This is a genomic window from Streptomyces sp. NPDC054842, from assembly GCF_053611025.1.
Genome location: NZ_JBSGZN010000017.1, coordinates 1 through 24,464, shown reverse-complemented (window position 1 = coordinate 24,464; position 24,464 = coordinate 1). Strand labels below are relative to the sequence as shown.

Annotated in this window: 21 protein-coding genes and 1 pseudogene; 5 read left to right on the top strand and 17 right to left on the bottom strand. The window is 72.7% G+C overall.

From position 1 onward, the window contains the following. The first annotated feature begins 199 nt into the window (after window positions 1-199). The 3 genes from ACWGIS_RS15850 (at window position 200) to ACWGIS_RS15840 (ending at window position 4,220) form a co-directional block, all read left to right on the top strand. Window positions 200-1,552: a lysine N(6)-hydroxylase/L-ornithine N(5)-oxygenase family protein gene (locus ACWGIS_RS15850; RefSeq protein WP_453362983.1), complete on the top strand. Its 1,353-nt coding sequence runs from the start codon at window positions 200-202 to the stop codon at window positions 1,550-1,552. 609 nt (window positions 1,553-2,161) lie between these two features. Continuing rightward, window positions 2,162-3,070 (top strand): acetylglutamate kinase, encoded by a 909-nt coding sequence (gene argB / locus ACWGIS_RS15845; protein ID WP_453362982.1) that lies wholly within the window; start codon window positions 2,162-2,164, stop codon window positions 3,068-3,070. 871 nt (window positions 3,071-3,941) lie between these two features. Beyond that, window positions 3,942-4,220: a hypothetical protein gene (locus tag ACWGIS_RS15840; RefSeq protein WP_453362981.1), complete on the top strand. Its 279-nt coding sequence runs from the start codon at window positions 3,942-3,944 to the stop codon at window positions 4,218-4,220. Window positions 4,221-4,321: 101 nt separating this feature from the next. Here ACWGIS_RS15840 and ddaH read toward each other — a convergent pair whose 3' ends face one another. The 3 genes from ddaH to ACWGIS_RS15825 all read right to left on the bottom strand — a co-directional run bounded on the left by ddaH (window position 4,322) and on the right by ACWGIS_RS15825 (window position 7,691). Beyond that, the gene (ddaH, locus tag ACWGIS_RS15835) at window positions 4,322-5,167 is read right to left on the bottom strand and encodes a dimethylargininase (RefSeq protein WP_453362980.1); all 846 of its coding nucleotides are present in this window, start codon (window positions 5,165-5,167) and stop codon (window positions 4,322-4,324) included. 465 nt (window positions 5,168-5,632) lie between these two features. After that, window positions 5,633-6,097, bottom strand: a complete 465-nt coding sequence (locus ACWGIS_RS15830; protein ID WP_453362979.1) for a nuclear transport factor 2 family protein — start codon at window positions 6,095-6,097, stop codon at window positions 5,633-5,635. A gap of 340 nt (window positions 6,098-6,437) precedes the next feature. Continuing rightward, entirely contained in the window at window positions 6,438-7,691 is a 1,254-nt protein-coding gene (locus tag ACWGIS_RS15825) for an MFS transporter (protein ID WP_453362978.1), read from the bottom strand. Window positions 7,692-8,225: 534 nt separating this feature from the next. On the opposite strand from ACWGIS_RS15825, the pseudogene ACWGIS_RS15820 reads away from it, so the two are divergent. Further along, window positions 8,226-8,362: pseudogene (locus tag ACWGIS_RS15820) on the top strand (IS5/IS1182 family transposase); the annotation flags it as partial. 66 nt (window positions 8,363-8,428) lie between these two features. On the opposite strand, the gene ACWGIS_RS15815 reads toward ACWGIS_RS15820, so the two are convergent. From ACWGIS_RS15815 to ACWGIS_RS15750, 14 genes are all read right to left on the bottom strand, one after another. Continuing rightward, window positions 8,429-9,727 (bottom strand): MFS transporter, encoded by a 1,299-nt coding sequence (locus ACWGIS_RS15815; protein WP_453362977.1) that lies wholly within the window; start codon window positions 9,725-9,727, stop codon window positions 8,429-8,431. A gap of 99 nt (window positions 9,728-9,826) precedes the next feature. Further along, a complete protein-coding gene (locus tag ACWGIS_RS15810; RefSeq protein WP_453362976.1) occupies window positions 9,827-11,209 on the bottom strand; it encodes a M16 family metallopeptidase in 1,383 nt (460 codons plus the stop codon). Then, on the bottom strand, window positions 11,206-12,513 hold the full coding sequence (locus tag ACWGIS_RS15805; protein WP_453362975.1) for a M16 family metallopeptidase: 1,308 nt from the start codon (window positions 12,511-12,513) through the stop codon (window positions 11,206-11,208). The genes ACWGIS_RS15810 and ACWGIS_RS15805 overlap by 4 nt, the downstream gene beginning before the upstream one ends. Next, a complete protein-coding gene (locus ACWGIS_RS15800) occupies window positions 12,510-13,058 on the bottom strand; it encodes a GNAT family N-acetyltransferase (RefSeq protein ID WP_453362974.1) in 549 nt (182 codons plus the stop codon). The genes ACWGIS_RS15805 and ACWGIS_RS15800 overlap by 4 nt, the downstream gene beginning before the upstream one ends. Next, window positions 13,055-13,978 (bottom strand): aminoglycoside N(3)-acetyltransferase, encoded by a 924-nt coding sequence (locus ACWGIS_RS15795; RefSeq protein WP_453362973.1) that lies wholly within the window; start codon window positions 13,976-13,978, stop codon window positions 13,055-13,057. The genes ACWGIS_RS15800 and ACWGIS_RS15795 overlap by 4 nt, the downstream gene beginning before the upstream one ends. Next, a complete protein-coding gene (locus tag ACWGIS_RS15790; protein WP_453362972.1) occupies window positions 13,975-16,242 on the bottom strand; it encodes an alpha/beta hydrolase family protein in 2,268 nt (755 codons plus the stop codon). Before ACWGIS_RS15790 ends, ACWGIS_RS15795 begins: the two co-directional genes overlap by 4 nt. After that, window positions 16,239-17,516 carry a TfuA-like protein gene (locus ACWGIS_RS15785; RefSeq protein ID WP_453362971.1) on the bottom strand — a complete coding sequence of 426 codons (1,278 nt, stop codon included), beginning with the start codon at window positions 17,514-17,516 and terminating at the stop codon, window positions 16,239-16,241. The genes ACWGIS_RS15790 and ACWGIS_RS15785 overlap by 4 nt, the downstream gene beginning before the upstream one ends. Then, the gene (locus ACWGIS_RS15780; protein ID WP_453362970.1) at window positions 17,513-18,700 is read right to left on the bottom strand and encodes a YcaO-like family protein; all 1,188 of its coding nucleotides are present in this window, start codon (window positions 18,698-18,700) and stop codon (window positions 17,513-17,515) included. The genes ACWGIS_RS15785 and ACWGIS_RS15780 overlap by 4 nt, the downstream gene beginning before the upstream one ends. Continuing rightward, window positions 18,697-19,782, bottom strand: a complete 1,086-nt coding sequence (locus ACWGIS_RS15775) for a JmjC domain-containing protein (protein ID WP_453362969.1) — start codon at window positions 19,780-19,782, stop codon at window positions 18,697-18,699. Before ACWGIS_RS15775 ends, ACWGIS_RS15780 begins: the two co-directional genes overlap by 4 nt. Next, the gene (locus ACWGIS_RS15770) at window positions 19,782-20,648 is read right to left on the bottom strand and encodes a JmjC domain-containing protein (protein ID WP_453362968.1); all 867 of its coding nucleotides are present in this window, start codon (window positions 20,646-20,648) and stop codon (window positions 19,782-19,784) included. The genes ACWGIS_RS15775 and ACWGIS_RS15770 overlap by 1 nt, the downstream gene beginning before the upstream one ends. A 76-nt stretch (window positions 20,649-20,724) precedes the next feature. After that, window positions 20,725-20,901, bottom strand: coding sequence for a hypothetical protein (locus ACWGIS_RS15765; RefSeq protein ID WP_453362967.1), 177 nt, complete (start codon window positions 20,899-20,901; stop codon window positions 20,725-20,727). Window positions 20,902-21,047: 146 nt separating this feature from the next. Continuing rightward, window positions 21,048-21,563, bottom strand: coding sequence for a hypothetical protein (locus tag ACWGIS_RS15760; protein WP_453362966.1), 516 nt, complete (start codon window positions 21,561-21,563; stop codon window positions 21,048-21,050). 125 nt (window positions 21,564-21,688) lie between these two features. Further along, the gene (locus tag ACWGIS_RS15755; RefSeq protein ID WP_453362965.1) at window positions 21,689-22,213 is read right to left on the bottom strand and encodes an AAA family ATPase; all 525 of its coding nucleotides are present in this window, start codon (window positions 22,211-22,213) and stop codon (window positions 21,689-21,691) included. A gap of 124 nt (window positions 22,214-22,337) precedes the next feature. Next, entirely contained in the window at window positions 22,338-23,636 is a 1,299-nt protein-coding gene (locus tag ACWGIS_RS15750) for an aminotransferase class V-fold PLP-dependent enzyme (protein ID WP_453362964.1), read from the bottom strand. Between the two features lie 403 nt (window positions 23,637-24,039). Here ACWGIS_RS15750 and ACWGIS_RS15745 point away from each other — a divergent pair. Continuing rightward, window positions 24,040-24,464: hypothetical protein (locus tag ACWGIS_RS15745; protein WP_453362963.1), on the top strand; the 425-nt coding region annotated here is incomplete at its 3' end.

Here is a 24,464-nt window from a genome sequence, read left to right as displayed (position 1 = left end):
CATATCTTGGGAATCCGCGCCGACCGTACCCCCGTCCCGTCGACGGGACAACACTTTCGGATATCGGGCGATCGTTACGGCCGTCGAACCGTCCTCATGCCACTCTTGAGTTGCCTTTCAGAGACTCTCCGGAGAACACTGTACGACGGTCTCTCGAGCCACCTGTCGAGTTTTCCAGACGCAAGCGGGAGAAATTTCTATGGACATAGCGGATAGGCCCAGCCAGGAAATCTACGACGTGGTCGGTATCGGGTTCGGCCCGTCCAACATGTCGCTCGCCATCGCCCTGGAGGAACACGAGGCAAGCTCTCCGCAGCATCCGATCACCTCGCATTTCTTCGAGCGGCAGACCACCTTCGGCTGGCACCGGAACATGCTGCTGCCCTCGACGACGATGCAGATCTCCTTCCTCAAGGACCTGGCGACCTTCCGGAACCCCACGTCCCGGTACAGCTTCGTGTCGTACCTGCACGCCTCGGACCGCCTGGTGCAGTTCGTCAACAACCAGGACTTCTTCCCGACCCGGCAGGAGTTCCACCAGTACCTGGAGTGGGCGGCCGCCGGGCTGGACGACCGGGTCACCTACGGCGCGGAGGTCACCTCCATACGGCCCGCCACCGGCGCCGGGGCCCACACGCCGGACCTCCTGGACATCGAGGTACGCGCCGGCGATGGCACCACCACCGTGGTCAGCGCACGCAACGTGGTCATCTCCACCGGCCTCGTACCCCGCCTGCCCGAGGGCGTGACGAACACCGAACGGGTCTGGCACAGCTCGCAGTTCCTCAGCCGGTTCCACGCCCAGTCGCCCGGCGACCTCAAGAGCGTGGCGGTGGTCGGCGCCGGCCAGAGCGCGGCCGAGATCACCCGGTTCCTGTACGACTCGCTGCCGCACGCCGAGGTCTGCGCCGTCATCCCCTCCTACGGGTACTCCGTCGCCGACGACACCCCCTTCGCGAACCAGGTCTTCGACCCCAGCGCGGTGGACCAGTACTACTACGGCACCGAGCGCGCCCAGGACTCCTTCTGGCGCTACCACCGCAACACCAACTACTCGGTGGTCGACGCCGACGTCATCCGGGCCCTGTACCAGCGCTCCTACGACGAACAGGTCCGCGGCAGCCAGCGGTTGCACTTCCGCAACCTCACCCGGGTCGACACGATCGAGACCGCCCGCGACGCCACACGGGTGGTGCTGCACTCACTGCTCGACGACAGCAGGGAGGAACTGGCCGTCGACGCCCTGGTGTTCGCGACCGGCTACGACGGCCTGGACCCGGCTCGCCTGCTCGGCGACTTCGACCACAACTTCCAGCGCGACCAGGCGGGCAGGCACCGGGTGACGCGTGACTACCGCCTGGTCACGGGAACCGAGCTGACGTGCGGCGTCTACCTGCAAGGCGGTACCGAGCACAGTCACGGCCTGTCGTCGTCACTGCTGTCGAACGTCGCGGTGCGCAGCGGTGAGATCGCCGACTCGATCGTGCTGCGGCGTACCGAGCGGGAGTTGGACGGCAGCCGCCCCGTGCGGGCCGCGTCCTCGGCCGCCTGAGACGGCGACCGAAGGGGGGCGGGTCCCGGGTGCCGCCGACGCGGCACCCGGGCCCGCCTCACGCCAGTTGTGCGACCGCGGCAGTGAAGGCGTACCTCTCGCGACACGCTGTCGCCTGTGCGGCGGGCCGCGGGAAAGGGCGCGGAATGCCCTCCGTCCGCGCCGTCACCTCTGCCCTTCCATTCGCCCTCGAGCCGTATGCGACTGGTCTTCGAGGACCGTTGGGACCGTTCGCGCGAAACGTCGAGGAGGGAGCACCGTCCCGAATGCGAAAGGCCGAGGCGGGAGCACCGTCCGGAACGCGAAGGGGTAAGTGGGCAGCACCGTCCTTACAGGCCAACGAACCATCCCCTCCATCAGAGTTGACGAGAATCGCTGTTCCCCGGCCCATGTCCGCGCGCGATGATTGCGGCGCGTGTCCCCGCTCGGGCCGATAGGTGTTCACCCTCCCAAGTGCCCGCGGCGCAGCCAAGACCTTTCGTGCCGCATTCCAGCGCATGTCCACCGCTCGTCACGGCCCGGCCGTCTCCGGGCCCCTTTCCGAAGGAGTCGACCCATGAGCAAGAACCGCCCGGCCGGCCATCCCGTTGCCCGGCGTGCGAGGTTCTCGTGAACGCCGGTGCGGACACGGCCCTGGCCAAGGCCCGGTCCCTCGGTGACGCCCTGCCGTGGCTCGCCCGCCACCAGGGCCGGACGGTCGTCATCAAGCTGGGCGGGCACGCCATGGTGGACGCGGACCTCACGGCCGCCTTCGCCCGCGACGTAGCCTTCCTGCGCTACGCCGGACTGCGGCCCGTGGTGGTACACGGAGGCGGCCCGCAGATCGACGCCGAACTCGCCCGGCGCGGGCTGCAACGGGAGTTCAAGGCCGGGCTGCGCGTCACCTCGTCGCCCGCGCTGGACGTGGTGCGGATGGTGCTCGCCGGCCAGGTGCAGCGCGAGCTGGTCGGACTGATCAACCGCTGCGGCCCGCTCGCCGTCGGTCTGACCGGCGAGGACGCCAACATCCTCACCGCGGTGCGGCACCTGCCCTGGATCGACGGGGAACCGGTGGACGTCGGACGGGTCGGAGACATCCGGCAGGTGGACACCACCGCCCTGAACAGTCTGCTGGCGGACGGCAGGATCCCGGTGGTCTCGCCGCTGGCCCGCAGCGCCGAGGACGGTCTCGTCTACAACGTCAACGCCGACACCGTGGCCTCGGCGCTCGCCACAGCCCTGCGGGCAGAGGCCCTCGTCATGCTGACCGATGTCGCCGGCCTGTACGCGGGCTGGCCGCACAGCGACGAGGTCATCCAGCGGCTGACCGCGGGCGAACTGGAGAAACTGCTGCCCGAGCTGAGCGAGGGCATGGTTCCCAAGATGACAGGCTGCCTGCACGCCGTGCGGGGCGGCGTGAACGCGGCCCGGGTGATCGACGGACGGGTGCCGCACTCGGTGCTTCTGGAGATGTTCACCGACGACGGTGTCGGCACCCTGATCGTCCCGGACCCCGACGAGGCGGAGGTCATGCCATGACCGCGCCGCAGAACCGGCACCCCTCGCGGACCGCCCCGTGCGCCGGACCGCCCCGCAGCCCCATCCCGGGTTCCTGCGGTCGAAGCGGGCCCCCGTCCCGCCGTACCGGAGCCTTCCGCATGCCCGGCGCACGTCCGTCCCGTCGTACCAGGACACCCTGCGGGCCGTCGGACCCCGGCGTCAGCCCGGCGACGACAACGACCCGACGGCGAGAGCAGCGCCCGTGACACACACACCGTGGATCCCCTCCTCCCCCGACGGCCGCCGTCACGCGCCTCGGCCGGCCTCCCCAGGAACAGCGCAGCCCCGCAACCCGGTAGATCCCCGCCCGCAGCCTTCCCGCCGGCCCCTGCACTCCGTACCGCCCATGCCACCCCGCCTGCCGAGCGACGACACGGCCGCCAGGTGGGACCTGCCAGGGACGCACGATGTGACCGATCCGGGTACCGTCACCGGGGCGGACGAGGCCCGAGCGCTCCTGCTCCAACTCGCCGTCTCGCTCTCGCCTGGCACCCGGCTCGCTCTGCTGCACGCCCTGGCCGAGGCCGACACCGCCTACGCCCGCGACCGCCCCGCGGGATACGCATACGACCGTCCCACAGGAACGGCGAGCCCGAACGGGCAAAAATGTCCCTGTCACGAGAGGCGACCTTCTCACGGCACGTCCGGGACGGTGATGGCCGAACCCGGCAGTCTCCTGAGCATCCTGCCGCGCGCGGACCGGGAGCCGGGTGGGGACCCCGACCCCGCGGCCCGCTCCGTGCGGCCCGGCCTCGCCCGCCCCGCGGATGTCGCGTCCACGGCCCCGCCGTCCGTTGCTCCCCCGATCCCCGCTCCCCCACCAGGCCCACTTCCGCTGCGGGCGGAGGGGGTGAGTGATCCGCCCGAGGCCGTGATCCGTCTGCGGTTCGCCGACGCGCTCGCCCTCGAACGTGCCGCCGCCGCCTTCGCCGCCGGGCCGCATCCGGGACTGGGTCCGGCCGGCATCGATGCCGGCACGCTCACCCTGCACATCCCCGGCGACGCCGGTGTCGAGACCCTGCGGGGTGTGCTCGCGGTCCTGGACGCGGCAGCGGTCACCGCCGATTCCATGACCGTGCACACGCACGAACTCGACGACGTCCTGGCCGCGTTCACCGGCCTGCCCTGAACCGTGGGCGGACCTCGCGCCGCCCGACTGCGCGTCCGTGCGGCCGGGAGAAGGGCCGCCGGCCCGTGTCGCAGCGACCGGCGGTGACCTTCAGCGGCTCCCTACGACAGGGCGAGCGTGCAGCACTTCACGCTGCCGCCCGCCTTGAGCAGCTCGCCCAGGCTCACCCCGATCGGGTTGAAGCCGCGCTGCTTCAGCTGGTCGGCGAGCCCGGTGGCGGCCTGCGGCAGCAGCACGTTGAGGCCGTCGCAGAAGGCGTTGAGGCCGAACACCGCGGCGTCCTGCTCCGAGGCGAGGATCGCGTCGGGGAACATCTCCCGCAGCACCGCCCGGCTGCCCGCGCTGAAGGCCCGCGGGTAGTACATGACCTCGTCCGGCGAGAGGACGGCGAGCGCGGTGTCCAGGTGGTAGAAGTTGGGGTCGACCAGGGTCAGGCCCGTCACCGGCAGGCCGAAGAACTCCTGGGCCTCCGCGTGCGAGCGGGCGTCGGTACGGAAGCCGGTGCCGGCCAGCAGCCGTCGTCCCACCCGCAGGTAGTCGCCCTCGCCCTCGTTGATGTGCTCCGGCCACAGCACGTCCGCGAACCCGTGGTCGGCGAACCAGTCGAGGTAGGCCGGCCCCTCCGCGGTGCGCTCCCGGTGCCGGAACCGGGCGCCGAGGACCTTGCCGTCCACCACGGTGGCGCCGTTGGCGGCGAACACCATGTCCGGCAGGCCGTCGACCGGCTCGATCACCTCGACGGTGTGCCCGAGCGAGAGGTACAGCTCCCGCAGTTGCTCCCACTGCAGCAGCGCCGTCCCGGTGTCCGTCGGCTTGTCCGGGTCCATCCACGGATTGATGCTGTAGGTCACGTCGAAGTACTGCGGGCGGCACATCAGCAGGCGGTGTGCGACCGCCTGCCGCGCCCGTGGTGCCCGTTCCTCGGCTGCGGTTGCGTTCGGAGCCATGCGGGGTCCTCCTGGTGTCCTTCGTGGGAGAGGGATGCGTGCACGGCGCGGCGGGGTGGGCCGCGCCGGCAGCCCGGGCCGTGAACGGGCCCGGTCACGTCTCGGCCGGTCCCCTGCGCCCGGGCCGGTCGGGGCCGGGGGCAGCGGTGGCTGCGTGTCGGGGTGGGCACAAGGCGTGGGTGTGCGTCGTGGGTGGATGTGCGGCCGGACGGGATGCCGCGGCCGCGCGCGCTCGTGCACCCTGGTCGTCGACGCGCCCGCCCTCGTCACGTGGACGCAAGACGGGCGCGGACAGGGAGGTGATGAGCACGGCCCACCCTAGGCAGGAACGGCCCCCACGTCCCGCGCCCCGGACGGAACCTCGAGTTCAGCTGCAGCGCGGTTCCATGTCGTACACCGCGCCGGGCCACGGTCGCGGCACCCCGGAGCACGTCGTCCAGGGGCCGGACCAGCTCGTCCCGTGCGTCAGATCAGGTCGTCGCGGATCACCCGGCGGTGCGCGGCGCGCCACTCACCGCTCAGCGCGCACACCAGGACGTCCTCCATGACGCACACGTACAGCACCTTGGCGCTGCCGTCCACGGGCGCCACGTGCACCAGTGCCGAGCAGCGGGTGCGCAGGGCCCCGTCCGGGCCGGGCTGTACGTCGAGCATGCCGACCCAGTGGTGGAGGCGGCCGCCGGCCTCCCGCAGCCGCTGCGCGCCGGTGCGCACGCAGCGGGCCAGGTCGGTCCGGACGCGTACCGGCTCGGACTGGGACGGCAGTTCCAGGACCGCGTCCTCGGTGAAGGTGTCCGGCCACGAGTGGTGGGTGTCGTGTGCGTCCAGGAGCTGCATCTGGCGCACGTAGAAGTGCTGCGCCTGGGCGTAGAGGGGAGCGAACTCCCCGCCCGGCGAGGTGCGTTCGGCGCTGCCCAGCGCGACGGTCATCTCAGCCTCCGCTTGTGTCCATGTCCATGAGGGTGTCGGACTCCGAGAGGCCCTCCGGGTGCTGGAGGGAGACCGAACTCGGTACGGACAGTTTGTGAGGCCCCGATCGAGCATCTTTCGCGTGCACCTCAAGCGGTGCGCGGCGGGGTGAGCGGTGAGCGACCGGGTGAGCGGTGAGCGGCCAGGTGCCCAGGGCTGGGGCATGCGACAGCCGCCGGCTGGTGGGGTTTCGTTCCCCTGCGCTGCGCGAGGGCGGACCCAGGGCTCATGGCCCTGCCGGGGCCGGGCCAGGCCTGATCACCTGCGAGTAATCCCAGAGGGCCCCGAACTGGGCCTTGGCTCAGGCCGCGGTTCCCAGCGCCTCCCGGCCCGTGAGCTCCTCCCCCGGGCGGGTCGGTAGCTGGACGGGGCGGGGCGTGCGGCGCCTGCGCAGGACGTGACCGGCCGCGATGGTGATGGCGACGACGAGTCCGCCGGTGACCAGGGCGCCGCGCGGGCCCGCCAGTTCCATCAGGAGGCCCAGGGCGGGCGGGCCGCCGAGGCCCCAGACGGTGCCGATGGTGCTCCACACGCCCAGTACGCGTCCTCGCAGGTGAGCGGGCGGGTCGGTCTGGAGGACGGCTGTTCCGGCCGTGTCGGAGACGGACTCCACGACGGCCATGGGAAGCACGAGCACCAGCAGGACGGCCAGCGAGGGCGACAGCCCGGCGATCACCTGGAGCAGTCCCCCGACCGCCGCCAGAGTGCCCACGACACGCACAGAGGGCCGACGCAGGCGGGCGCCGAGAACCGCCCCCAGGATGCCGCCGACGGCAAGGACGGTGGAGACGGTGCCGAAGGCCCCCGGGCCACCGGCCAGCGGGCCGGTGACGAGCACCGCGAGGGTGAGCCCGTAGTTGCGCCCGAAGACGGCGCTGATGCCGGTGACTCCGGCGAGGGCGACCAGGCGGGGCCTGCGGGCGAAGAAGGCCAGCCCTTCGCGGATGGTCATGTCGTCGCGTTCGCGTTTCCCGGCACCGGGGCGGGCGACGGCGCTCACGACCGCACCGGCCGCCGGGCGCAGGAACGGGATGACCGCGGCCACGAAGAGGAACGACAGCCCGTTGGCCGCGTAGGCGGCGGCCGTGCCGAGGAAGCCCACCGTGACACCGGCGAGCGCCGCGCCCACGAGCCGGCCCGCGTTGTGGACCAGCGCGCCCACGCCGATCGCGGAAGGCACGTCCTCCACCGGCACGAGATCGTTGCCGAGCAGGGCGCAGGCCGGGCCGTCGACGGTGGCGATGGTGCCGGTCACGGCCGCCAGCACCAGCAGGGAGGTCATGTCCAGCAGGTCCAGCGCGACCAGTACGGCCGTGGTGAAGGCGACCATGCCCAGCAGGGCCTGGCTGACGGCGGCCGTCACCTTGCGTGGCCAGCGGTCGACGGCGGCACCGCCCAGCACGCTCATGAACAGCGCGGGGGCGGCCTGCACGGACATCGACAGGCCGGTGGCGGCGGCGGACCCGGTGATCTGCAGGACGAGCAGGTTCTGGACGGTGAGCTGCATCCAGGTGCCGGCATTGGACACGAAGTTCGCGACGGACCACCAGCGCATGCTGCGATGCCTCAGGGACCGCCACGGCGAACGTGAGGCGTCACCGGAGGGTCTGCCGGGGGCAGGGGCGGGCGCGGAAAGGGAAGGCGAAGACACAGTGCGGTACCCGAGGGTGCGAGGGGAAGTCACATGGCGGCGGAACCGAGGAACGCCGGCTGCGCTGCGCGGCCACTCCACCTGATCGGTTGCGGCGCCGACCATCGTGGCAGACGGGACGGGACAGTGGTCGCCGGACCGTGCCCGCCACAGCGCCCTCCCGTGCCTAAATGGGCCTATTCGTTGGGTACTTGCCGTGTCGAGTGCGGTTGCTCACAGGGGCTCGTGGGCGCTCATGGCAAAGTGCCGGGTCCGCCGCCGTCAGCGACGGACCCAGGTGCCCCGTGCCCTGTAATCCCGGTGGTTTCGTGCTTGGCGCGCCCGGCGCGTCAGCCCACCCCGCCACATCCGTGCCGCCGAGCGCCGGACCGTACCTCCACCGATCACGTCACCCACCGGAAGCACCGGCTCACATAGCAGCCGACCCCGTGACCGTGAACTGTCATGTGCCTTGGTTCCACGACCGTGCGGGCCCACCGGCACGCGGCCGAGCCCGGGAAAAGGAGGGCTAACCGGGCGAGGCGATCGGCCGGTCCCGCGACGGGCTGACCACGAAGATCCACCTGGCCTGCGACGTCGTGCGGAGCAGGCGGACTGGCTCGGCAACTGCCTGCCCGGCAGGTGAAGGAGAAGACAGCCGCTCAGGCCGGCGTACGGGGCTGGGAGGCGGCTTCGGCGTCCTCGGCCGGCTCGGTGTGCGCGACCGCGGAGTCCTGCGGCCGCAGCCTGCGGCGGGACCGGGCGACCGACGGGCCGATGGCCGCCGTACCGGCCAGGAAGAGCGCGGCCAGGGCCAGCCAGCCCAGGGAGTCGTGGCCGACGACCAGGAAGCAGACCAGGGCGGGGCCGACCGTGGCCTGGATGACCACGTGCAGATGGAAGGCGCCCAGGTATTCGCCGCGTGCCTGCTCGGGGGCCAGGGCGAAGCCGAGGCCGAAGCCGCTGGCGGACTGCCACAGCTCGGCCAGGGTGAACAGCAGGACCGCGGAGAGCACCACGGCACCGGTGCCCCACGAGCCGGTGAACCGCCCCGCCGCCAGTACCGCACAGGCCAGCACGCTGATGAGCCCCGCTCTGCGGGCCGCGCCGACAGCGCCGTCCAGGCTCTCCGAGCCGCGGGCCGCCGCGACCTGGAACAGGACCACCAGGACGGTGTTCACGGCGAGGATCAGCGGCACGACGGAATGCGGCAGCTCGGTGTTCCTGACGATCCACAGCGGAATCCCGGCGAGCAGGACCGCGCTGTGCAGGGCGAGCAGGCTGGAGGCGCCGATGACACCGAGGAAGGGCAGGTCACGCAGCACGCCGAAGCCCTTGCCGCCGCCGGCCGCGGCGCGTGTGCCGGTGACCGGCAGCCGCAGCACGAGCCCGGCTGCCACCAGGAACGTCAGGCCGTTGCCGAGCGGGAGCAGACGCAGGGCGTCCTCGCCCAGGGAGATGAGTGCCGCCGCCGTCAGCGCGCCGGCCGAGAAGCCGGCGTTGAACAGCGAGCGCAGCGCCGCCCGCGCCGTGACGCGCTCGCCCTCGGGGACCAGCTCGGCGATCAGGGCACCGAAGGCCGGGCCGCAGCCGTACTCCAGAGCGCCGGTGATCACGACGACGGGGAAGTAGGCGGCGGGCGAGTGCACGGCCGGGTAGAGGGCGTAGGCGCCCGCCAGCAGGAACAGCAGGACCGCAAGCAGGCGGCGGGCGCCGACCTTGTCGGCCAGGCGTCCGAAGACCAGGCTGGCGACGAAGCCGCTGAGCCCGGCGAGGGACAGGCCCAGGCCCACGACGGTGGCGGGCAGGCCGGCCACCGTGACGAAATAGACCGCGGAGCCGGCCATGAACAGGCCGTTGCCGAGGCTGTCGGCGAAGTGCAGCGCGCCGAGCGTCCTGGCCGGGCCGCGCAGTGACGAGAACGTGCGCTGGACGAACTTCTTCACAAGCCTGGGTCCCATCTCTTCGGTCCGGGGGGTGCGGGCCGGGCCTTCTTCGGGTGGTTCGCGCCGGGCGGGCGGGGAACGCCGGGGTGTTCGTCCGCCGGTGAGCGCTCGCGTTCAGGTGCCGTGCGGGGTGGGCGGCGGAAGGCCCGGTTCCCATTGGGGGGCGATCACCACTCCGGTCAGGCCCGGGGTGCTGAGGTGGGTCGCGGCGGCGTGGGCGACGTCGGCGGCGGTCAGGGCGCGCAGCCGGTCCTCGTAGTCGGTCAGCCAGCTCGCGGGCAGGCCGCTCGCCAGGATGGCGGCGTAGGTCGACGCCAGCCCGGAACGCGAGGAGCAGGCCATCGCCATCGAGCCGACGGCGTAGTTCTGGGCGTTGCGCAGTTCCTGCGCGGTGAACGCGCCGGCCGCCAGTCGGTCCGTCTCCTCGGCGATGAGGTGCAGGGCGCGGACGGCGCCCTCGTGCGTCACGTCGGCCTCCACCGTGAGCACGGCGTGCGGTCCCAGGGGGTCCAGGACGGCGCGTGGCGCGTAGGCCAGACCCTCGCGTTCCCGCAGGACGCGAGTGAGGCGGCTCGCGTAGTAGCCGCCGAGCATGAGCGCGGCCAGTTGGAGCGCCGGGTAGGCGGCGTGGCCCCGGCCGGGTACCAGGGCGCCCAGGCGGATGAGCGTCTGCGGGGTGGCGGGGTGGACCACGCACGTACGCGGGAGCGGCCGCGGGGCGGGCACCGCGTCCGTCGGCGTGGACGTGTCGGTGGCGGACGCCGTGCTGGTCGGTGGGGGCGTCGCGGTGGCGGGCGCCGTCGGGTGTACCTCGGGCCGGAAGGGCCGAGGGGTGTCCGCAAGTGTGCCGGGCAGCAGGGCGACGGCTTGGTCCAGGAGTTCGTCGGCCGGGCCCGGGCCGACGACGATGCCGTGGCGGTGGGCGGGGCTCGCGCCGCGCACCAGGGTCGCGGTGTCGAGGCCCTGGACTCCGGACGCCAGGTCGGCGGTCGCCGTACGGCCGTAGGGGTGGGGGCCGTAGACCGCGGCGAGGAAGCCGCTGCGGGCCAGTTGGGTCGGTGCGGGTGCTGCGGCGGTCAGCCGCCGGGCGACGCGGTCGGCGGCCTCGCCCACGCGTCCGTCCTCGTGGGGCCGGCCGGCGTCGAGGCAGTCGCGGACGCGGACGCAGACGGCGGGGAGGTCGTCGGCGAAGGTGCGTACGGCGATGACGGCCCGGTCGCTGCGTGCCTCCACCCGTACGGTCGCCAGGTCGCCGGCGGCCTCGGTGAGCGCGTCGCGCAATGCCTCGGCGCTCACCTCCACCCGCGCCTGGTGCGGGCCGGGCGTCGGTGCCAGCCGCAACAGCAGCCGGGCCTCGGCCAGTTGACCGGTTCCGCTGCGCCGTACGGCGACGGCGGTGCCGCGGTCCGTGACGTACTCGTCCGGTACGGGGGCGGTGAAGGACGGGGTGGGCGCGCCGGCAGCCACGGCGGGGCGAGGGGCGGTGGGGGCGGTCATGCGGCGGCTCCTGTCCGGCCTGCGGTCACGGCGGTCGCGGAGTTCGGCGTCGGTGTCGGCAGGCTGGTGATGCGTGCGCAGGGGGCCGCCGCGTAACGGGCGGCGGCTGCGGCCACCTCGGTGTCGGGGACCCGGTCCAGGGCGCCCGGCAGTGCGGCCAGGTACAGGGGGTCGTCGTGGACGGCGGCCCCCACACAGAGCCAGGACGCCTGGCCGGCCACGGAGTCCAGTTCGGCGTGCAGGGTCAGGGCGAGCTGTCTGCGGATGCGGGCCAGGGGCGCGGTGGGCACGGTCCCCTCGGCGACGGCACGCAGCCAGGTACGGAGGCAGTGTTCGGCCTCGTCGACGTCGGTGTCGACCGGGTGGGGGAAGTCCACGGCGAACAGGGCGTCCTGGGCGACGTCGAAGGGGTTCCCCGTGCGGTGGGCGCGGGTGCGGAAGCCGCCCCAGGCGCGGCGATCGCCGGGGTGGCAGGCGCAGTCCGCGCCCTGCGTCTCCAGGAGTTCGCCGAGCAGCACGGTCGCGAGATGGGCGTCGGGTGCGGTGGCCGGGTCCGGGGTGCGGAAGCCGAGCACGGTGCGCGCGGTGCGGGAGATGCGTTCGGCTCGCTGGGCCCTGCGGTCGGCGACGAGGGACCGCTCCGCGACATGAGGGCGTGCGGGGAGGGGGCGGGGCGGGATCGAGGACAGGTGTCGCTCCACCAGGTCGCGGGCGTACCCGGGTTCGAAGTCGCCGACGAGGGCCAGGTGGATGTTGCCGGGGGCGTACGACTGGTCGAAGAACCGGCGCAGGGTGGCGGGGCCGAGTTCGTGCAGGGCGTCGATGTCGCCGTAGCCGTTGTGCCGGTTGTGCCAGGTGTCGTGCAGCAGGGCGGGCAGGTCGAACAGGACCAGGCCGCCGTGCGGGCGCTGGAGCATGTTGCGGCGTATCTCGGCCTGGACGACGGCGATCTGTGCCGCGACGTGGCCGGCTCCCAGATCCGGGTCGCTGAGCCGGGCGTGCTCGATGCGCAGTCCCAGGTCCAGGGCGCCGGCCGGCAGGACGGCGGTGTACTGGGTGTAGTCCGCCGCGGTACGCGCGTTGGTGGTGCCGCCGGTGGCCGCCACGGCGTCGGTGAGGGGCCTGCTGCTGGAGGCGCCCTGGGCCAGGACGTGTTCCAGCAGGTGGGCGGCGCCCGCGAGGGGCTCGTTGCGGAATCCGGTGCCGACGTGCAGGCAGGTGGCGACGACCTGGCAGCCGGGCAGCGGTTGCAGCAGGACGCGCAGGCCGTTGTCGAGGCGCAGGGTGGTGGGCTGCAAGGTCATCGGGGCTCCTCGTCCCACAGGGGTGTGTCGGTGCGCAGCACCGCGTACAGGATCTGGTCGTGCCAGTCCCCGTCCCGCCACTGGGCGGATCGCAGGGTGCCCTCGCGGGTGAAGCCGGCCTTCTCCAGGGCCCGTTGCTCGGCGACGTTGGCGTGGTCGGTCCAGGCCTGGACGCGTTCGGCGCGGGTGTGGGCGAAGAGGTAGCGGGCCAGCAGCCGTTGGGCGGCGCTGCCAGTGCCTCGGCCGCGGACGGCGGGGAACAGGCCGATCGCCAGGGTCCAGCAGGAGGAGGTGTCGGGGCGTCCCCAGGCGGAGGCGAACCATTCGACGCGGCCCACCACGACGCCCGCGACGGTGACGGTGAGCACGCCGCCGTCCCGGCCCAAAAGCCCGTCCTCGGTATGGCGGGCGCGTATCCGGCGGGTGGGAGTGAACCCGAACCACTGGAAGGCTCCGGTGCCGTCCCGGGTGGCGAACTGCTCGTCGAACAGGTCCAGGTCGCCGGGCGTGACGGGGCGCAGCCGCACGGGATCGACGGCGCTCACGAGGCGAGCTCCGCGACTTCGAGGGGGAGCCGTGGTGCGCCGGGCAGCCGTCCCGCCGGCAGGGGGCGCGGCGCGTGGACGACGTCGCGCCAGCCGGGCGGGGGCAGGCCCCGGCTCAGGTCACGATGACGGGCCAGCCAGTGGCAGGCGAAGCGCACCACCTCGCGCAGCGGCACGGCCCGGCAGAGGGCGCCGCCCACACGCGCGGTGGTGAGCGGCCGGCCCGCGGCTTCGTAGGCGTCGCCCAGGGCGTCGAAGTCGCCCTCCCACACGAGGAGTTCGGGTACCTCGCGCCATGAGGTGCGTCCGTGCGCGTCGGGGGCGGGCACCGCCCACCGGCCCGCGCGTCGGCCCGGGTAGGCGGTGGCGTACTCGGCCAGGTGCAGAGCGGTGCACTTCTGCCAGGGGGTGCCGAGCAGCAGGACCGTGGCGTCCATGTCCCACAGCCGGCCGAGCGGCCCGTGGGCGGCGAGCCGCCAGGCGAGGGGGTGCTCACGCACGATGCGCTCGGCGCGCGGGCCCTGGGCGGTGAAGGAGACGTGCGGGTGGGTCGAGCGGCGGGCGCCAGGCTGGGTTCTGAGCAGTTCCGGCAGCGTGCCCATGGTGCGGGCGGCGGGGGTGCGCAGCGGATCGAAGCAGGGCATCTGGGCGGCGGTGCCGGGGTCGGCTGCGGCGGCGGCCAGTTCGGGGCGCCGCCAGGTGTGCGGGTGGCACAGCTGGGGGGTGAAGGCGGGCATGACGAGGGTGCCCTGGGGGCCGACGGCGTCGCGCAGGGCGAGCAGGACGCTCTGGGCGCCTCCGACGACGTAGCCGAAGGAGCTGAGCGAGGTGTGCGTGATGACGGTGGCGCCGGGACGGACGCCCAGGGCGGCCAGGCCCTCACCGATGGCGTCCCGGGTGACGACGTGCCGGCCGGTCATGATGCCTCCTGGTCGGTGCCGCCGCCCGCGGACGGAACGACCGCCGCGGGTGTCCTCGCCGGTGGGCGGGCCACCCCGGCGAACTCGGCCATCAGTGGGCGGGGTTCGCGGTGAGGTCCGCCGCCTTCACCTGCGGCCCAAGCCAGTTCGCGGGTGGCAGACACCTGGTCGTCGTCCACGGGGCGGTGCATCTCGCCTGTGACTGAGCCGAGTTGGTCGCTGGACGGGTCGCCAGGGCGGGCAGGCGAGGTGAGTCGTTCGCTGGGCGGGTCCGGTAGGCGGGCGGACGAGGCGAGTTCCTCGGTGGCGGCGTCGAGGACCCAGCGGTACCAGGCGCGGATGTTGCCCGGCCGGCTCAGCGGGTGGGCTTCGGAGCGGAAGAACGCCACCTCGCTGCGGACGCCCTGCCGGGCGAGCGCGCGGTGGGTGCGCAGGGTCTCGGTGGGCGGGACGAGTCCGTCGTGCAGTCCGTGTGAGAGCAGGACCCGGGTGCCGGGTGCCACGGGTCGCGGGAAGAGGCTGTTGAGCTGGTACAGGGGCCGCCACTCGGTGGGGTCGCCGAACTCGCGGATCCACTGCCAGCCCACGTCACTGCCTTCGGCGACCTGGGTGAGGTCCAGGGGCGCGGCGTGCGCCACGACGAGATCCGGGTTGAGGGACTCGGCGGTGATGAGGGCCAGATAGCCGCCGAAGCTGCCGCCCATGAGCGCGAGCGGGGAGTCGAGCAGACCTTCGGCGGCGCGGACGGCCTCGACCTGGGCGGCGGCGCAGGCGGCGGTTCCTCCGCGCCACTGCCGCCAGCCGGTGCGTACCGCGTCGGGGTAACCGAGGCTCATCGGCGGTTCGACCAGGACGACGGCGAAGCCGCAGGCGACGAACGGCCAGGGGTTCCACCGCCAGGACCACTCGCTCCAGCTCTTGAACGGGCCGCCGTGGTAGAGGACGACGGTGCCGCGGGCCGGTGCCCGCTCGGGCAGGCACACCCAGCTGGCGACCTCGCCGTGCGCGGTGGGGATGCGCTGGGTCCGGTGGCTGACCTGTCCCGGCAGCGGCGGCGCCTCGGCCGACACCACACGTTCCAGGACGGTTTCGGCGGTGGTCTCGGGGCTGCTCGCGGGGGGCAGGGTGAACACGTCGAGGGCGGGCGGGGTGTCGGGGGCCGAGCTCAGCACGGCCACCCGCCCGGCGTGGACGCGGGCGCTGTTCACCGAGGTCCGCAGCGGCACCGGCTGCCAGGTGCCGCGGTCCAGGTCGTGGACGTACAGCCCGCGGCGGGGCCCGGACTCGGCGGTGCAGACGAGGCGGCGCGGCCCGTCCCAGCCGACCGGTCGCTGCCACAGACCGTTCTCGGCGGGCAGCAGGACGGGCTGCCTCAGGTCTTCGCCGACGAGGCAGGCGTACTGGGTGACGGGCTCGTTGTCCCGGCGCAGTGTGGTGGCGAGGTAGGCGACGTGGCCGTCGGGCCCCTGGACGGGAAAGCAGACGTCCACCACGTCGCTGAACAGCTCGGTGACCGACGCCCCGCCGTCCCCTCCCCCGCCACTGCCGTTGCCGTCGCTGTCGTTGTCGACGGTCAGGCGGAGGAGGCCGAAGTTGCGGACTCCGTGCGCGTGGTGGCGTTGGGCGCCCAGGAGGAGCGTGGCGGGGCCGCTCCAGGCGCCTTCGCCGGTCAGGGCCAGGCCGGTGGGGGTGTCGGGGGTGAGCTCGCGCGGTGGGGTGCCGTCCAGCGGCAGCAGGTGGAGCTGCCAGGCGCCCTGCGGCTGTTTGGCGTGGCTGAGTGTCATGTCGCTGCCCTGGGCCCAGACGGCGTCGGAGCCCGCCAGGAGGTCCTGCGGGTGCTCTCCCGGTCCGCCGTAGGTGCTGGTCGTCACCGCGATCGCGGCGCCGCCGGGGCGTACGGCCAGGGTGCCGGCGCGCCCCCGGGTGCTCAGCAGGAGGTCTTCGGGACCGCCGTCGGCGGGGCGCCGCACCACCAGGGTGCGGCCCTGGTCGCGGCGTGCGCAGACGTAGCCGCCGGGGACGGCGACGGCTTGGGTGGCCCAGGGCATCGTCCAGGTGGCTTCCCAGCCGCCTTCGTCGTGGCGCCGGTAGTGGACGAGGTGGGGCTGTTCGGCGCCGTGCCGGGTGGGGACGTCCACGCGCAGCAGCAGTCCGTCGTCGCCGTACGCGGCGACCTCGGTGGGGCGGGGCTCGGTGCACAGTGCCTCCGCCCAGGCCAGGGCCCGGCCGAGCGCGGTGGGGGCGGAGGGCGGGGTGGCTGTCATCGGGCGGCCGCCGGGGCGTGGGCGAGGCGTGCGACGAGGGCGAGGTCGAAGTGGCCGGCCAGCCGGGCGGCCTCGGCTGTGTCGCACAGGCCGCGTTCCAGGGCGCAGAGCCGGTACTCGTGCTCGGAGCCCGCCTGCCACAGCTCGCGCAGCAGGGCGTGCCGCTGCGGGGTCGGCGTCGCGGGGGTGGAGGGGACCCGCAGCAGTTTCAGGCAGCGGTCCTGTAGTTCGTCCAGGGTGGTGCCGGCGACGGCCTCCCCCGGCAGGTCCTGGTAGACGAGGCGGCCCGGTGGCAGGCGGAAGGTGCGTGCCAGGAGGCGTTCGTCGGCGCTCCAGTGGGCGGTGGCCTCGGTTGCGCGGGCGAGCTGGGCATCCGGACGGGGCGCGGGCGCGAAGCCGACCGCGGCCAGGAGCTGCCCGGCGGAGCCGGTGCGGCCGGTGGTCGCGGCGGCCAGGCGCAGGGCGTAGGCGCGGTGGCGTTCGGGGAAGTCCGCGGCGAACAACTGCAGGCAGGCCAGGGCGGATCGGGCGCTGACCGGCGATCCGGGCTGGAGCGGCCGGTGCTCGAAGTCCCACTGCCGGCCGTAGGAGCTGGTCCAGGCGTCCGCCGGGTGAGGGCTTGCGGCAGGTGGCGTGAGGGGGCGCGCGGCCAGGGTGTCGAGGGCCTCGCGGGCGTCGCGGGCCTTGATGTCGCCGTGTGCGGCCAGGTGGTCCAGGAGAAGGTCCATGGCGTGCTGGTCGGCGCCGGCGGCGTGACGCAGGCCCGCTGCGGAGCGCTCGGTGAAGTGCAGGCGCGCGGCGGCCTGTTCGAGACGGGTGGCCTGACCGTCGTCGAGGCGGCCGACGTCGCGCAGTTCCGCGAGTCCGTGGCGTACGCAGACCATCGCGTGGGTGAGCCGGCGCGCCTCCGCGCTGTCGTCGGCGTGCAGGACGGCGACGTCCGCGTCGGAGACCAGTCGGCCGGAGCGCACTTGGGCGTACACCTGCCCCAGACCCTCCATGCCGAAGTCGGCCAGCTCCGCGGCCCGCAGCGCGCCCAGGCTGGCGGTGCCGGCGATGTGCACGCCCCGGGCGAGCTGGGCGAGGATCTCCTTGTGCCGGATCGGCGCGAAGTGCTGGTAGACGCCGTCCACGATCAGGACTTCGTCGCCCGGTCGCAGGCACAGGTCGAAGAGGTCGCCGTGCCGCACGGGCGGCCGGTACTCGAAGGGGCCCGCGGGCCGTTGCGAGGGCGGCAGGGTCGGGCCGACGAAGGCGATACGGCGACGGCTCACGCGTGGCTCCTGCTGGCGACGGACTGCGGGCGGGGGTGCTGCAGGGCGAGTCCCAGGCCGGGCGCGAACACCTGGACGACGGCGGGCCACGGCTGGGCGCCAGGGGTGAGGTCGGCGGCGATCACGGGCCGGCCGGTGGCACGGTGGACCGCGGTGACCAGGCCCTCCAGCACCTCGTCGAGCGAGGTCGCCGTCCGCGACGTGCGGGGCATCGCCTCGGTACGGCGCGGGGCGGGGCGCAGCCGGCCGGGTGAGGCGGCCAGCGGGCGGAACGTCCACTCGGGAATGTCGTCGCGGCCCCCGCTGATGGTCGAGCCGCGGCTCTGGACGGCTTCCAGCAGGGCCCGTTCGGCGGCGATCGCGGCATCGGTGTGACAGCCGGACCCGGCGAAGATCTGCCACATCTCCGGCTGGGTGAGCCAGCAGGTGTAGGCGAAGGTGCCCGGCACCGAGGGGATGCGTTCCAGGGCGACGTCGGCGCCGGCCGTGTGGATGCGCTCGATGACCGCGCCCAGCCGCTCTCCCACGGTGTCCAGGTCGGTGGCGACCGCGTCGCCCTCGCGCAACCGCGCCAGCGCGTCGCGTTCCACGCTCTCCAACAGGGCGTGCACGGTGGCCTCGACGTGGTCGTTGCCCGAGGCCAGACCGTTGGTGGTGGTGACGAAGGTGGCGGGCTGCCAGCGGTCGGCGGCCCACCCGCGCAGGCCGACCGCGGCCACCGGGAGCAGCGCGGGCGTCCCGGACGCCAGGTCCCAGCCCCGCGTCCAGTTCAGCACGGTGCGCTCGTCGGCCAGCGAGACGGGGTGCAGGGACAGCTCGTCCACCCGATAGCCGGCGTCCACGGCACGCGCCGTGTCGCGGGTGGTGACGGGAGGCCGGGTCTGCTCGGCGACGGCGACCTCGATGGATTCCATGACGGCCGAGATACGGGCGGCCGTGTGTGAGAGTCCTTTGCCGGCGCTGGCGGTCAGAGTGGCCGCACCGGGACGGATCGCCGTCCACACCGGCACGTCGAGGACGTCGAGGCCGGTGAGGTCCGCCACGCGGGTGATGCCGCGGGCGGACAGCTGCGGGCCCAGTCGATCCCATGTCTCGTCGAGGCGGACGGTGCGCAGGGTCCCCTCGGTGACGGCGGCCTCTCCTCCGCCCCGCATCCAGCCGGGTGCGCGCCGCGCGGCTGTCACCGGTGTTCCCTGCGCAGGGTGACGGCGGCGGCGGTCACCGCGTCCTCGTCCACGCCGGAGAGATGCTCCAGCAGGGCCGTGCGCAGCAGTTCGGTGCGCTGCCGCAGGGAATGCCGGTGGTGCTGTTCGTGCAGGGCCGTGAAGGCGGGACTGCCCAGGAATCCGGCGAGGACGACCTCGGCGAGGTTGCCCGCGGTGGGCTCCTCGATGGTGACGGCCACGTGGATGGAGTTGCCCTCGCGGGCGGTCGCGTAGTGCGGGGTGCCGTGCGGCATGTACAGCACGTCGCCGGGGCGCAGGGTCAGCTCGACACGGGACTCGTCGGCGATGGGGCCCTCGTGCAGGGTGGAGTCGCTGGTGGAGGTCTCGTCGATGCGCCCGACGACCCAGTCCTTGACGCCGGCGACCTGCAGGATGAAGACGTGCGCGCCGTCGGTGTGGGCCTGCATCGCGGTCTTGCCGGGCGGGCTGAGGAAGACGAACGACTCCAGGCCGCCGCTGAAGTGCGGTTCCAGGGCCTTGACCAGGGTGCGGATACGCGGGTGCCAGTGCTCGGCCTGGTTGAACTTGAAGGTGGCGCCGTCCGCGAAGTCCTGGCGGATCTGCTCGGGCTCGATGAAGCCGGGCAGATCGTGGTTCACCACGCGGCGCTTGCGGGTCATGTCGCTGATCGCGGTGCGCACACCCTCGTTGAAGACGGTGAAGTACGGGCGCGACAGCAGGCCGCAGTCGACCTCGTCCCACATCTCCTGCTCGGTGATGAGCCGGGTGAGGTCGCTGTGCGCGCGCAGCACGACGGGCTGGTCGGCCCAGTGCTCGCGGAAGAAGGCGTCGACGTCACCGACCAGGTGCTCCAGGCGTGCGGGCACCGGCGCGGCCTCGCTGTCCCCGGCCGACGTGGCGGCGGGGAGTCCGCTGACCCGTGTCGCCGCCGCGTCGCTCTCGCCGGACCCGCCGACCGCCGGGACGGTCTCGCCCGGACGCGTGGCCGGTGCGATGGTCCCGGCTCCGCCGGTGGCCGACGGGGTTCCCTCGCCGGCGCCGGTGGCCGGTGGGGTGGTCTCGGTGGTGGTCGTCGTCATCAGCCGATCGCCTCCCGCATCGTCTCGAGCGCCGTACGTCCCCAGTGGGCGTCGTCCAGCGTCTTGGCCTGCCTGCTCAGCGCCGCGCGGACCTCGCTGGTGCGTGCCGCGAGCGGGCGGGTGTGGAAGTGGTGCACGAGGTCCTGCTCGTCCTCCAGGAACCGGCGCAGGAACGCGTCGACGAGGTCTTCCGGCGTCGGCTCGGTGAGCGTGAACGTCAGGTGCAGGGAGTCGCCGCCGCGGGCGGTCGCGTCGTGCGGCCAGCCGTGCGGCAGATACATGACGTCACCCGGTTCCAGGGTGAAGACGTGCGAGGGGCGGGCGGCGTCCACGTCCAGGCCGGCCGAGGCGCCGATCTGCTCGGGCGCGGCGTACAGGTGCCATTCCTTACGGCCTTCGAGCTGGACGACCAGCACGTGCGCGGCGTCCCGGTGAGGGAGCATGCCGCGTGACTCCTCGGGCGTCCAGAAGACGTAGGAGTTCACGGCCACCGGCAGCAGCTCCTCCAGCTGACGCGCGATGTCGCGGGTGGGCCGGTGCCAGTCGCCGACCTGGTTCAGCTTGAGGGAGGCGCCGCCCGCCATGTGGCGGTCGACGGCCGGGGCGTCGGCGAAACCGGCGACCTTGTGCCCGATCACGTCCCGCTGCCTGGTGTAGGACGACACCGTGGGTACTTCGCCGTGCTTGAGGAGGGTGAAGTAGGGCCACTTGAGAAGACTGGCGTCCAGCAGGCGCCGGATGCGCTCGCCCGTGAGCAGACCCGCGGGGTCGAGCGCCTGCTTCTCGACGTGGTGCGAGACGCCCCAGACGGCGTCTCCGAAGAGCCTGCCGGTCAGGGCGGCAGGCCAAGGAGTGGCTGTGGTCATGCGGATGCCAACCTTCCCGGTCCGTGGCGCCCGGGAGCTGGCAAAGGCTCCCGGGCAACCCCCTGCTGGGTGCCTGTCAGGCCTCGTTGATCTGGCTGAGGACCGTCATGGGAGCGTCCGCGGCTTCCTCGTTGTTGTTCAGGACGGCGGCCTTCTCCGGGTCGAGCACGCCCTCGCCCGCGAGGCGGGACTCGGCCGGAGAAGCCAGGGCATCGGTCTCGTTCAGGGACTGGAAAACGTCACGGAGAGCCATGCGAAACCTCCTAGTGAGCCACTGCCGATCAGTGGCCGTGCGTTGAGACAACACCAGTGGCCTTGCACCACACCTGCGCCGCCCTCGAACCACACTGGAGCCGTCGTGTCGGCCATCGCTCACCGGCGAAGAGGTCGTGCTCTGTCTCAAGGAAGCGAAGGTCGAGACCGCTGGATGCGTCGACTTGCGGCAGGGCGCGGGCTCGACTCCTTGAAGTTGATTCGGGCCGTGTTGCGAATCCGCTTGGTGCGACCGTGCTCGGCGAGGACGTCAACGGCCTCGGTGTTCGGACCGGCGGCGGTCTTGAGTTGCAGCCAGTCGGAGGACTCGAGCAAGGCGTCACGGCGCCAGGGCTGCCCGAACGTGATGGCACGGAAGAGGGACCATTCCCGCACGCGATGTGCCAGGAACGGATGGCGGACGGTGACCTGGGTCATCCGCTCGGCCCATGGCTCGTAAGCCGGGCCGGAATGGATGTCGGTGGCCCGGCGGTCCAAGTGCCGCAGGACGGCGGACTGGGCCATGGACTGGTCCGGATCAGTCAGGACTTCGCTGACCAGGTCGAGCTCGTCGGCGTCAGAGACGTGCTCCAGCTCGGTCAGGTAGGCCGCGAAGCGCAGGTGCTCGGCCGGTTCCTCCTGCGGAGCGTTGTGGTGGTTCATTCAGTCTGTTTCTCTCGCTCGAACCAGGACGCCGTTTCCGAAACTGACGCCCAGGCGGACCAGGGAGACAAGGACCTTGATCAGGACCGCTCGGCCGACCTGGCCTTGCCACCGCCCGCGCTTTCTCAACTCGCGACAGCCGCCGCGATCTGCTGGGCGGCCTGAACGGGCGTGAGGTGTGTGGTGTCGACGACTTCGGCCTCGGCGTGCAGCCACGTGCGGGTCGCCTCGGCGTAGGGCTCAAGGTGTCGGAGCCGGAAAGGGGAGTCGGGGCCCAGAACCGTATCTCCCGCGATGCGCCTGCGGAGGGTGTCCTGGTCGGCGTGCAGGACGAAGTGCCTTACAGGGATGCCATGTTGGGCGAGGCCCGAACTGACCTCGTGCCAGTACTGCTCGACCAGGACGGTCATGGGCATCACCAGCGTGCCGCCGGTGTAGTCGAGGATGCGCCGCGCGGTCTCGACCACGAGGGGCCGCCACGGAGGCCAGTGCTGGAAGTTGTCCGTCGCCGGCAGCCCTGGCTCGATGTCCATGAGCGTCTCACCGACCTTCTCGGCGTCGAACACCCGTGAGTCAGGGATCAACCGCTGCACAAGTGCACTGGTCGTCGTCTTGCCTGCCCCATGGGTGCCGTTGAGCCATACGATCATGGGCTCGACGTTAGTGTCCCGCCGGCCGCTCAGGCGGGCGGTGCGGGAGATTCGGGTGGACTTCCGTGCGCGCCGGGACGGAGTGCGGCGCAGGCGATGGGCGACCAGAGCGAACCCGCCGTCGTCAGCGGCACAGTTGAGGATCTTGCCCCACGCAGGACATCGGGGCCGGCACGGAGGACGGCAGCGGCACGCAGGCCGAGATGGGTGTGCCGACCGGCGCCGGCACGGCACGCAGAGCGCGGCGAGCGCGTGGGGCCGGCTCGATCGGTGCGGTGAACTGCACTGTCCGCAGGGCGCCTTGTCGTGCACGGGCCGTGGGCTGCGGGAGCCCTTGGGCGATGGCGTCGCGCAGGGCGTCGGCGAACAGGGCGATGTCGCGGGGGGTGGTGTCGTGGTGGACACCCGCGCGCACCGCGGTGGTGATACCGCGCCGGGGCAGGTAGAGGGGACTCTCATCGGCGACGATCTTGCCCACCAGGACGCCACGGTCGGCGAGGCGGCGGCGCAGCAGGGCGGCGGGCAGCTCGTCGTGCCGGAAGGTGACGATGCCACTGTGGTGGCGGCCCGGGGCGATCAGCTCGGTGCCGGGACTGTGGTGGACCGCTGTCCGCAGCAGGGACGTCAGGTGCGCGGTGTCCGAGGTGGCTGCGGCAGTGGTGGCGTGGTGGGCCAGCGCCGTGTTCAGGGCGGCGAGGGCAGGAACGGAGGCGGGTGAGGAGGGCAGGCCGCCGTGCGGGGCCAGGACCTCGTGCAGACGAGGCGCCGCGTAGGCGAACCCGGCACTTTGGGGGCCGCGCAAGAAGCGCCAGCCGTCACCTACGAGCAGGTGGCAGCCGATACCGGCGACGTCCACCGGCAGTTGACCCACCGCGTACGAGGCGTCGACGGCGTACAGGCAACGACGCCCGGCCAGCAGGCGGCCCACCTCCTCGACAGGGTGGACGGTGCCGCACGCTGCGGACACATACGGCAGGCACACCAGCGCTACGTCGTCGTCGAGGTGCCGGGCCATCCACGACACGTCCAGGTCCCCGTCGGGACCCAGCGCGATGACGTCGATGTGACAACCGGTGCGTGCGCGCAGGGCGGACAGCGCGGCGAGGTGGGCGGGCGACTCGTAGGGGCTCACCCAGACGCGGTCGCGGGGGCTCAACGGCAGCCGGGACATCACCGCCGCGAACACCTGGGCGGCCCCTCCGCACGCCAGGGTGTCGGCGGCCGGCGCACCCAGCAGGGCCCCCAGCCGCGCCGGCAACTGCCCGTACAGGACGTCCTGAAGACGAACGTGCAGCTCGAAGGACCCGTCCCGGTCCTCCACCCGTGTCCAGCGGGCAAGGACGTCCGCGACAGCGGCGGGCAAAGGACCGGCACCGGCCGCGTTCAGATCCACCCGCAGCCGACTGTGGCGTATCGCGTTCACTGTGTGCCTCCCCCTCAACAGCCCGTGAGGCAATGTGTTGCCTCTTGCTTGGCAACACTTTGCCTGCCGAGAACAGGAATTGGCAACATGGGCTCCGTCCATACTCAAGTGACGACGGCAAAACAGCAGGCCGCGGCCCACCTGGAGGGATTTACAGGTCTCCCTTCGAGGGATTTCCCAGCGTTGCCAAAGACTTTCTCAGTTTGCCAACAATCTGAGTAAGTGCAGGTCAGAGGGCATATGTGTAGGCATGTCGGACGGGATATCGCTACATCTGCAGCGTTCCTGGCGGGTATGTCGAGCGAAATGCGATCCATTCCCCACCAATTCACGAGATTCCCTTGCCAATCTTCTTGGCAGAAGGTTGCCAAGTACCGAACACGAAATTGACGAGGAGCTCGCCATGAACCGCATCGCCCGCATCGCCGCCACCGCCGCCGCCCTGACCGCCGCCGCCCTCACCGCCGCCGGCGCGATCAACGCCACGGACACGAACAACCGCCCCGCCGCCGACACCACCAACTTCGTCGCCGGCAACATCGGCTGGCCGACCGCTCCGAACGCGGTGCAGGCCGGCGACATCGGCTGGCCCACCGCCCCGCAGGCTGTCCCCGCGGGTGACATCGGCTGGCCCACCGCCCCCAACGCCGTGCAGGCCGGCGACATCGGCTGGCCCACCGCCCCGCAGGCTGTCCCCGCGGGTGACATCGGCTGGCCCACCGCCCCCAACGCCGTGCAGGCCGGCGACATCGGCTGGCCCACCGCCCCGCAGGCTGTCCCCGCGGGTGACATCGGCTGGCCCACCGCCCCCAACGCCGTGCAGGCCGG

What these genes read in the sequence shown, in the direction of transcription:
- ACWGIS_RS15850 (WP_453362983.1), top strand. Translation starts at nt 200, where the DNA reads ATGGACATAGCGGATAGGCCCAGCCAGGAAATCTACGACGTGGTCGGT.
- ddaH (WP_453362980.1), bottom strand. Translation starts at nt 5,167, where the DNA reads ATGGCTCCGAACGCAACCGCAGCCGAGGAACGGGCACCACGGGCGCGG.
- ACWGIS_RS15830 (WP_453362979.1), bottom strand. Translation starts at nt 6,097, where the DNA reads ATGACCGTCGCGCTGGGCAGCGCCGAACGCACCTCGCCGGGCGGGGAG.
- ACWGIS_RS15825 (WP_453362978.1), bottom strand. Translation starts at nt 7,691, where the DNA reads ATGCGCTGGTGGTCCGTCGCGAACTTCGTGTCCAATGCCGGCACCTGG.
- ACWGIS_RS15815 (WP_453362977.1), bottom strand. Translation starts at nt 9,727, where the DNA reads ATGGGACCCAGGCTTGTGAAGAAGTTCGTCCAGCGCACGTTCTCGTCA.
- ACWGIS_RS15810 (WP_453362976.1), bottom strand. Translation starts at nt 11,209, where the DNA reads ATGACCGCCCCCACCGCCCCTCGCCCCGCCGTGGCTGCCGGCGCGCCC.
- ACWGIS_RS15805 (WP_453362975.1), bottom strand. Translation starts at nt 12,513, where the DNA reads ATGACCTTGCAGCCCACCACCCTGCGCCTCGACAACGGCCTGCGCGTC.
- ACWGIS_RS15795 (WP_453362973.1), bottom strand. Translation starts at nt 13,978, where the DNA reads ATGACCGGCCGGCACGTCGTCACCCGGGACGCCATCGGTGAGGGCCTG.
- ACWGIS_RS15790 (WP_453362972.1), bottom strand. Translation starts at nt 16,242, where the DNA reads ATGACAGCCACCCCGCCCTCCGCCCCCACCGCGCTCGGCCGGGCCCTG.
- ACWGIS_RS15775 (WP_453362969.1), bottom strand. Translation starts at nt 19,782, where the DNA reads ATGACGACGACCACCACCGAGACCACCCCACCGGCCACCGGCGCCGGC.
- ACWGIS_RS15770 (WP_453362968.1), bottom strand. Translation starts at nt 20,648, where the DNA reads ATGACCACAGCCACTCCTTGGCCTGCCGCCCTGACCGGCAGGCTCTTC.
- ACWGIS_RS15765 (WP_453362967.1), bottom strand. Translation starts at nt 20,901, where the DNA reads ATGGCTCTCCGTGACGTTTTCCAGTCCCTGAACGAGACCGATGCCCTG.
- ACWGIS_RS15760 (WP_453362966.1), bottom strand. Translation starts at nt 21,563, where the DNA reads ATGAACCACCACAACGCTCCGCAGGAGGAACCGGCCGAGCACCTGCGC.
- ACWGIS_RS15755 (WP_453362965.1), bottom strand. Translation starts at nt 22,213, where the DNA reads ATGATCGTATGGCTCAACGGCACCCATGGGGCAGGCAAGACGACGACC.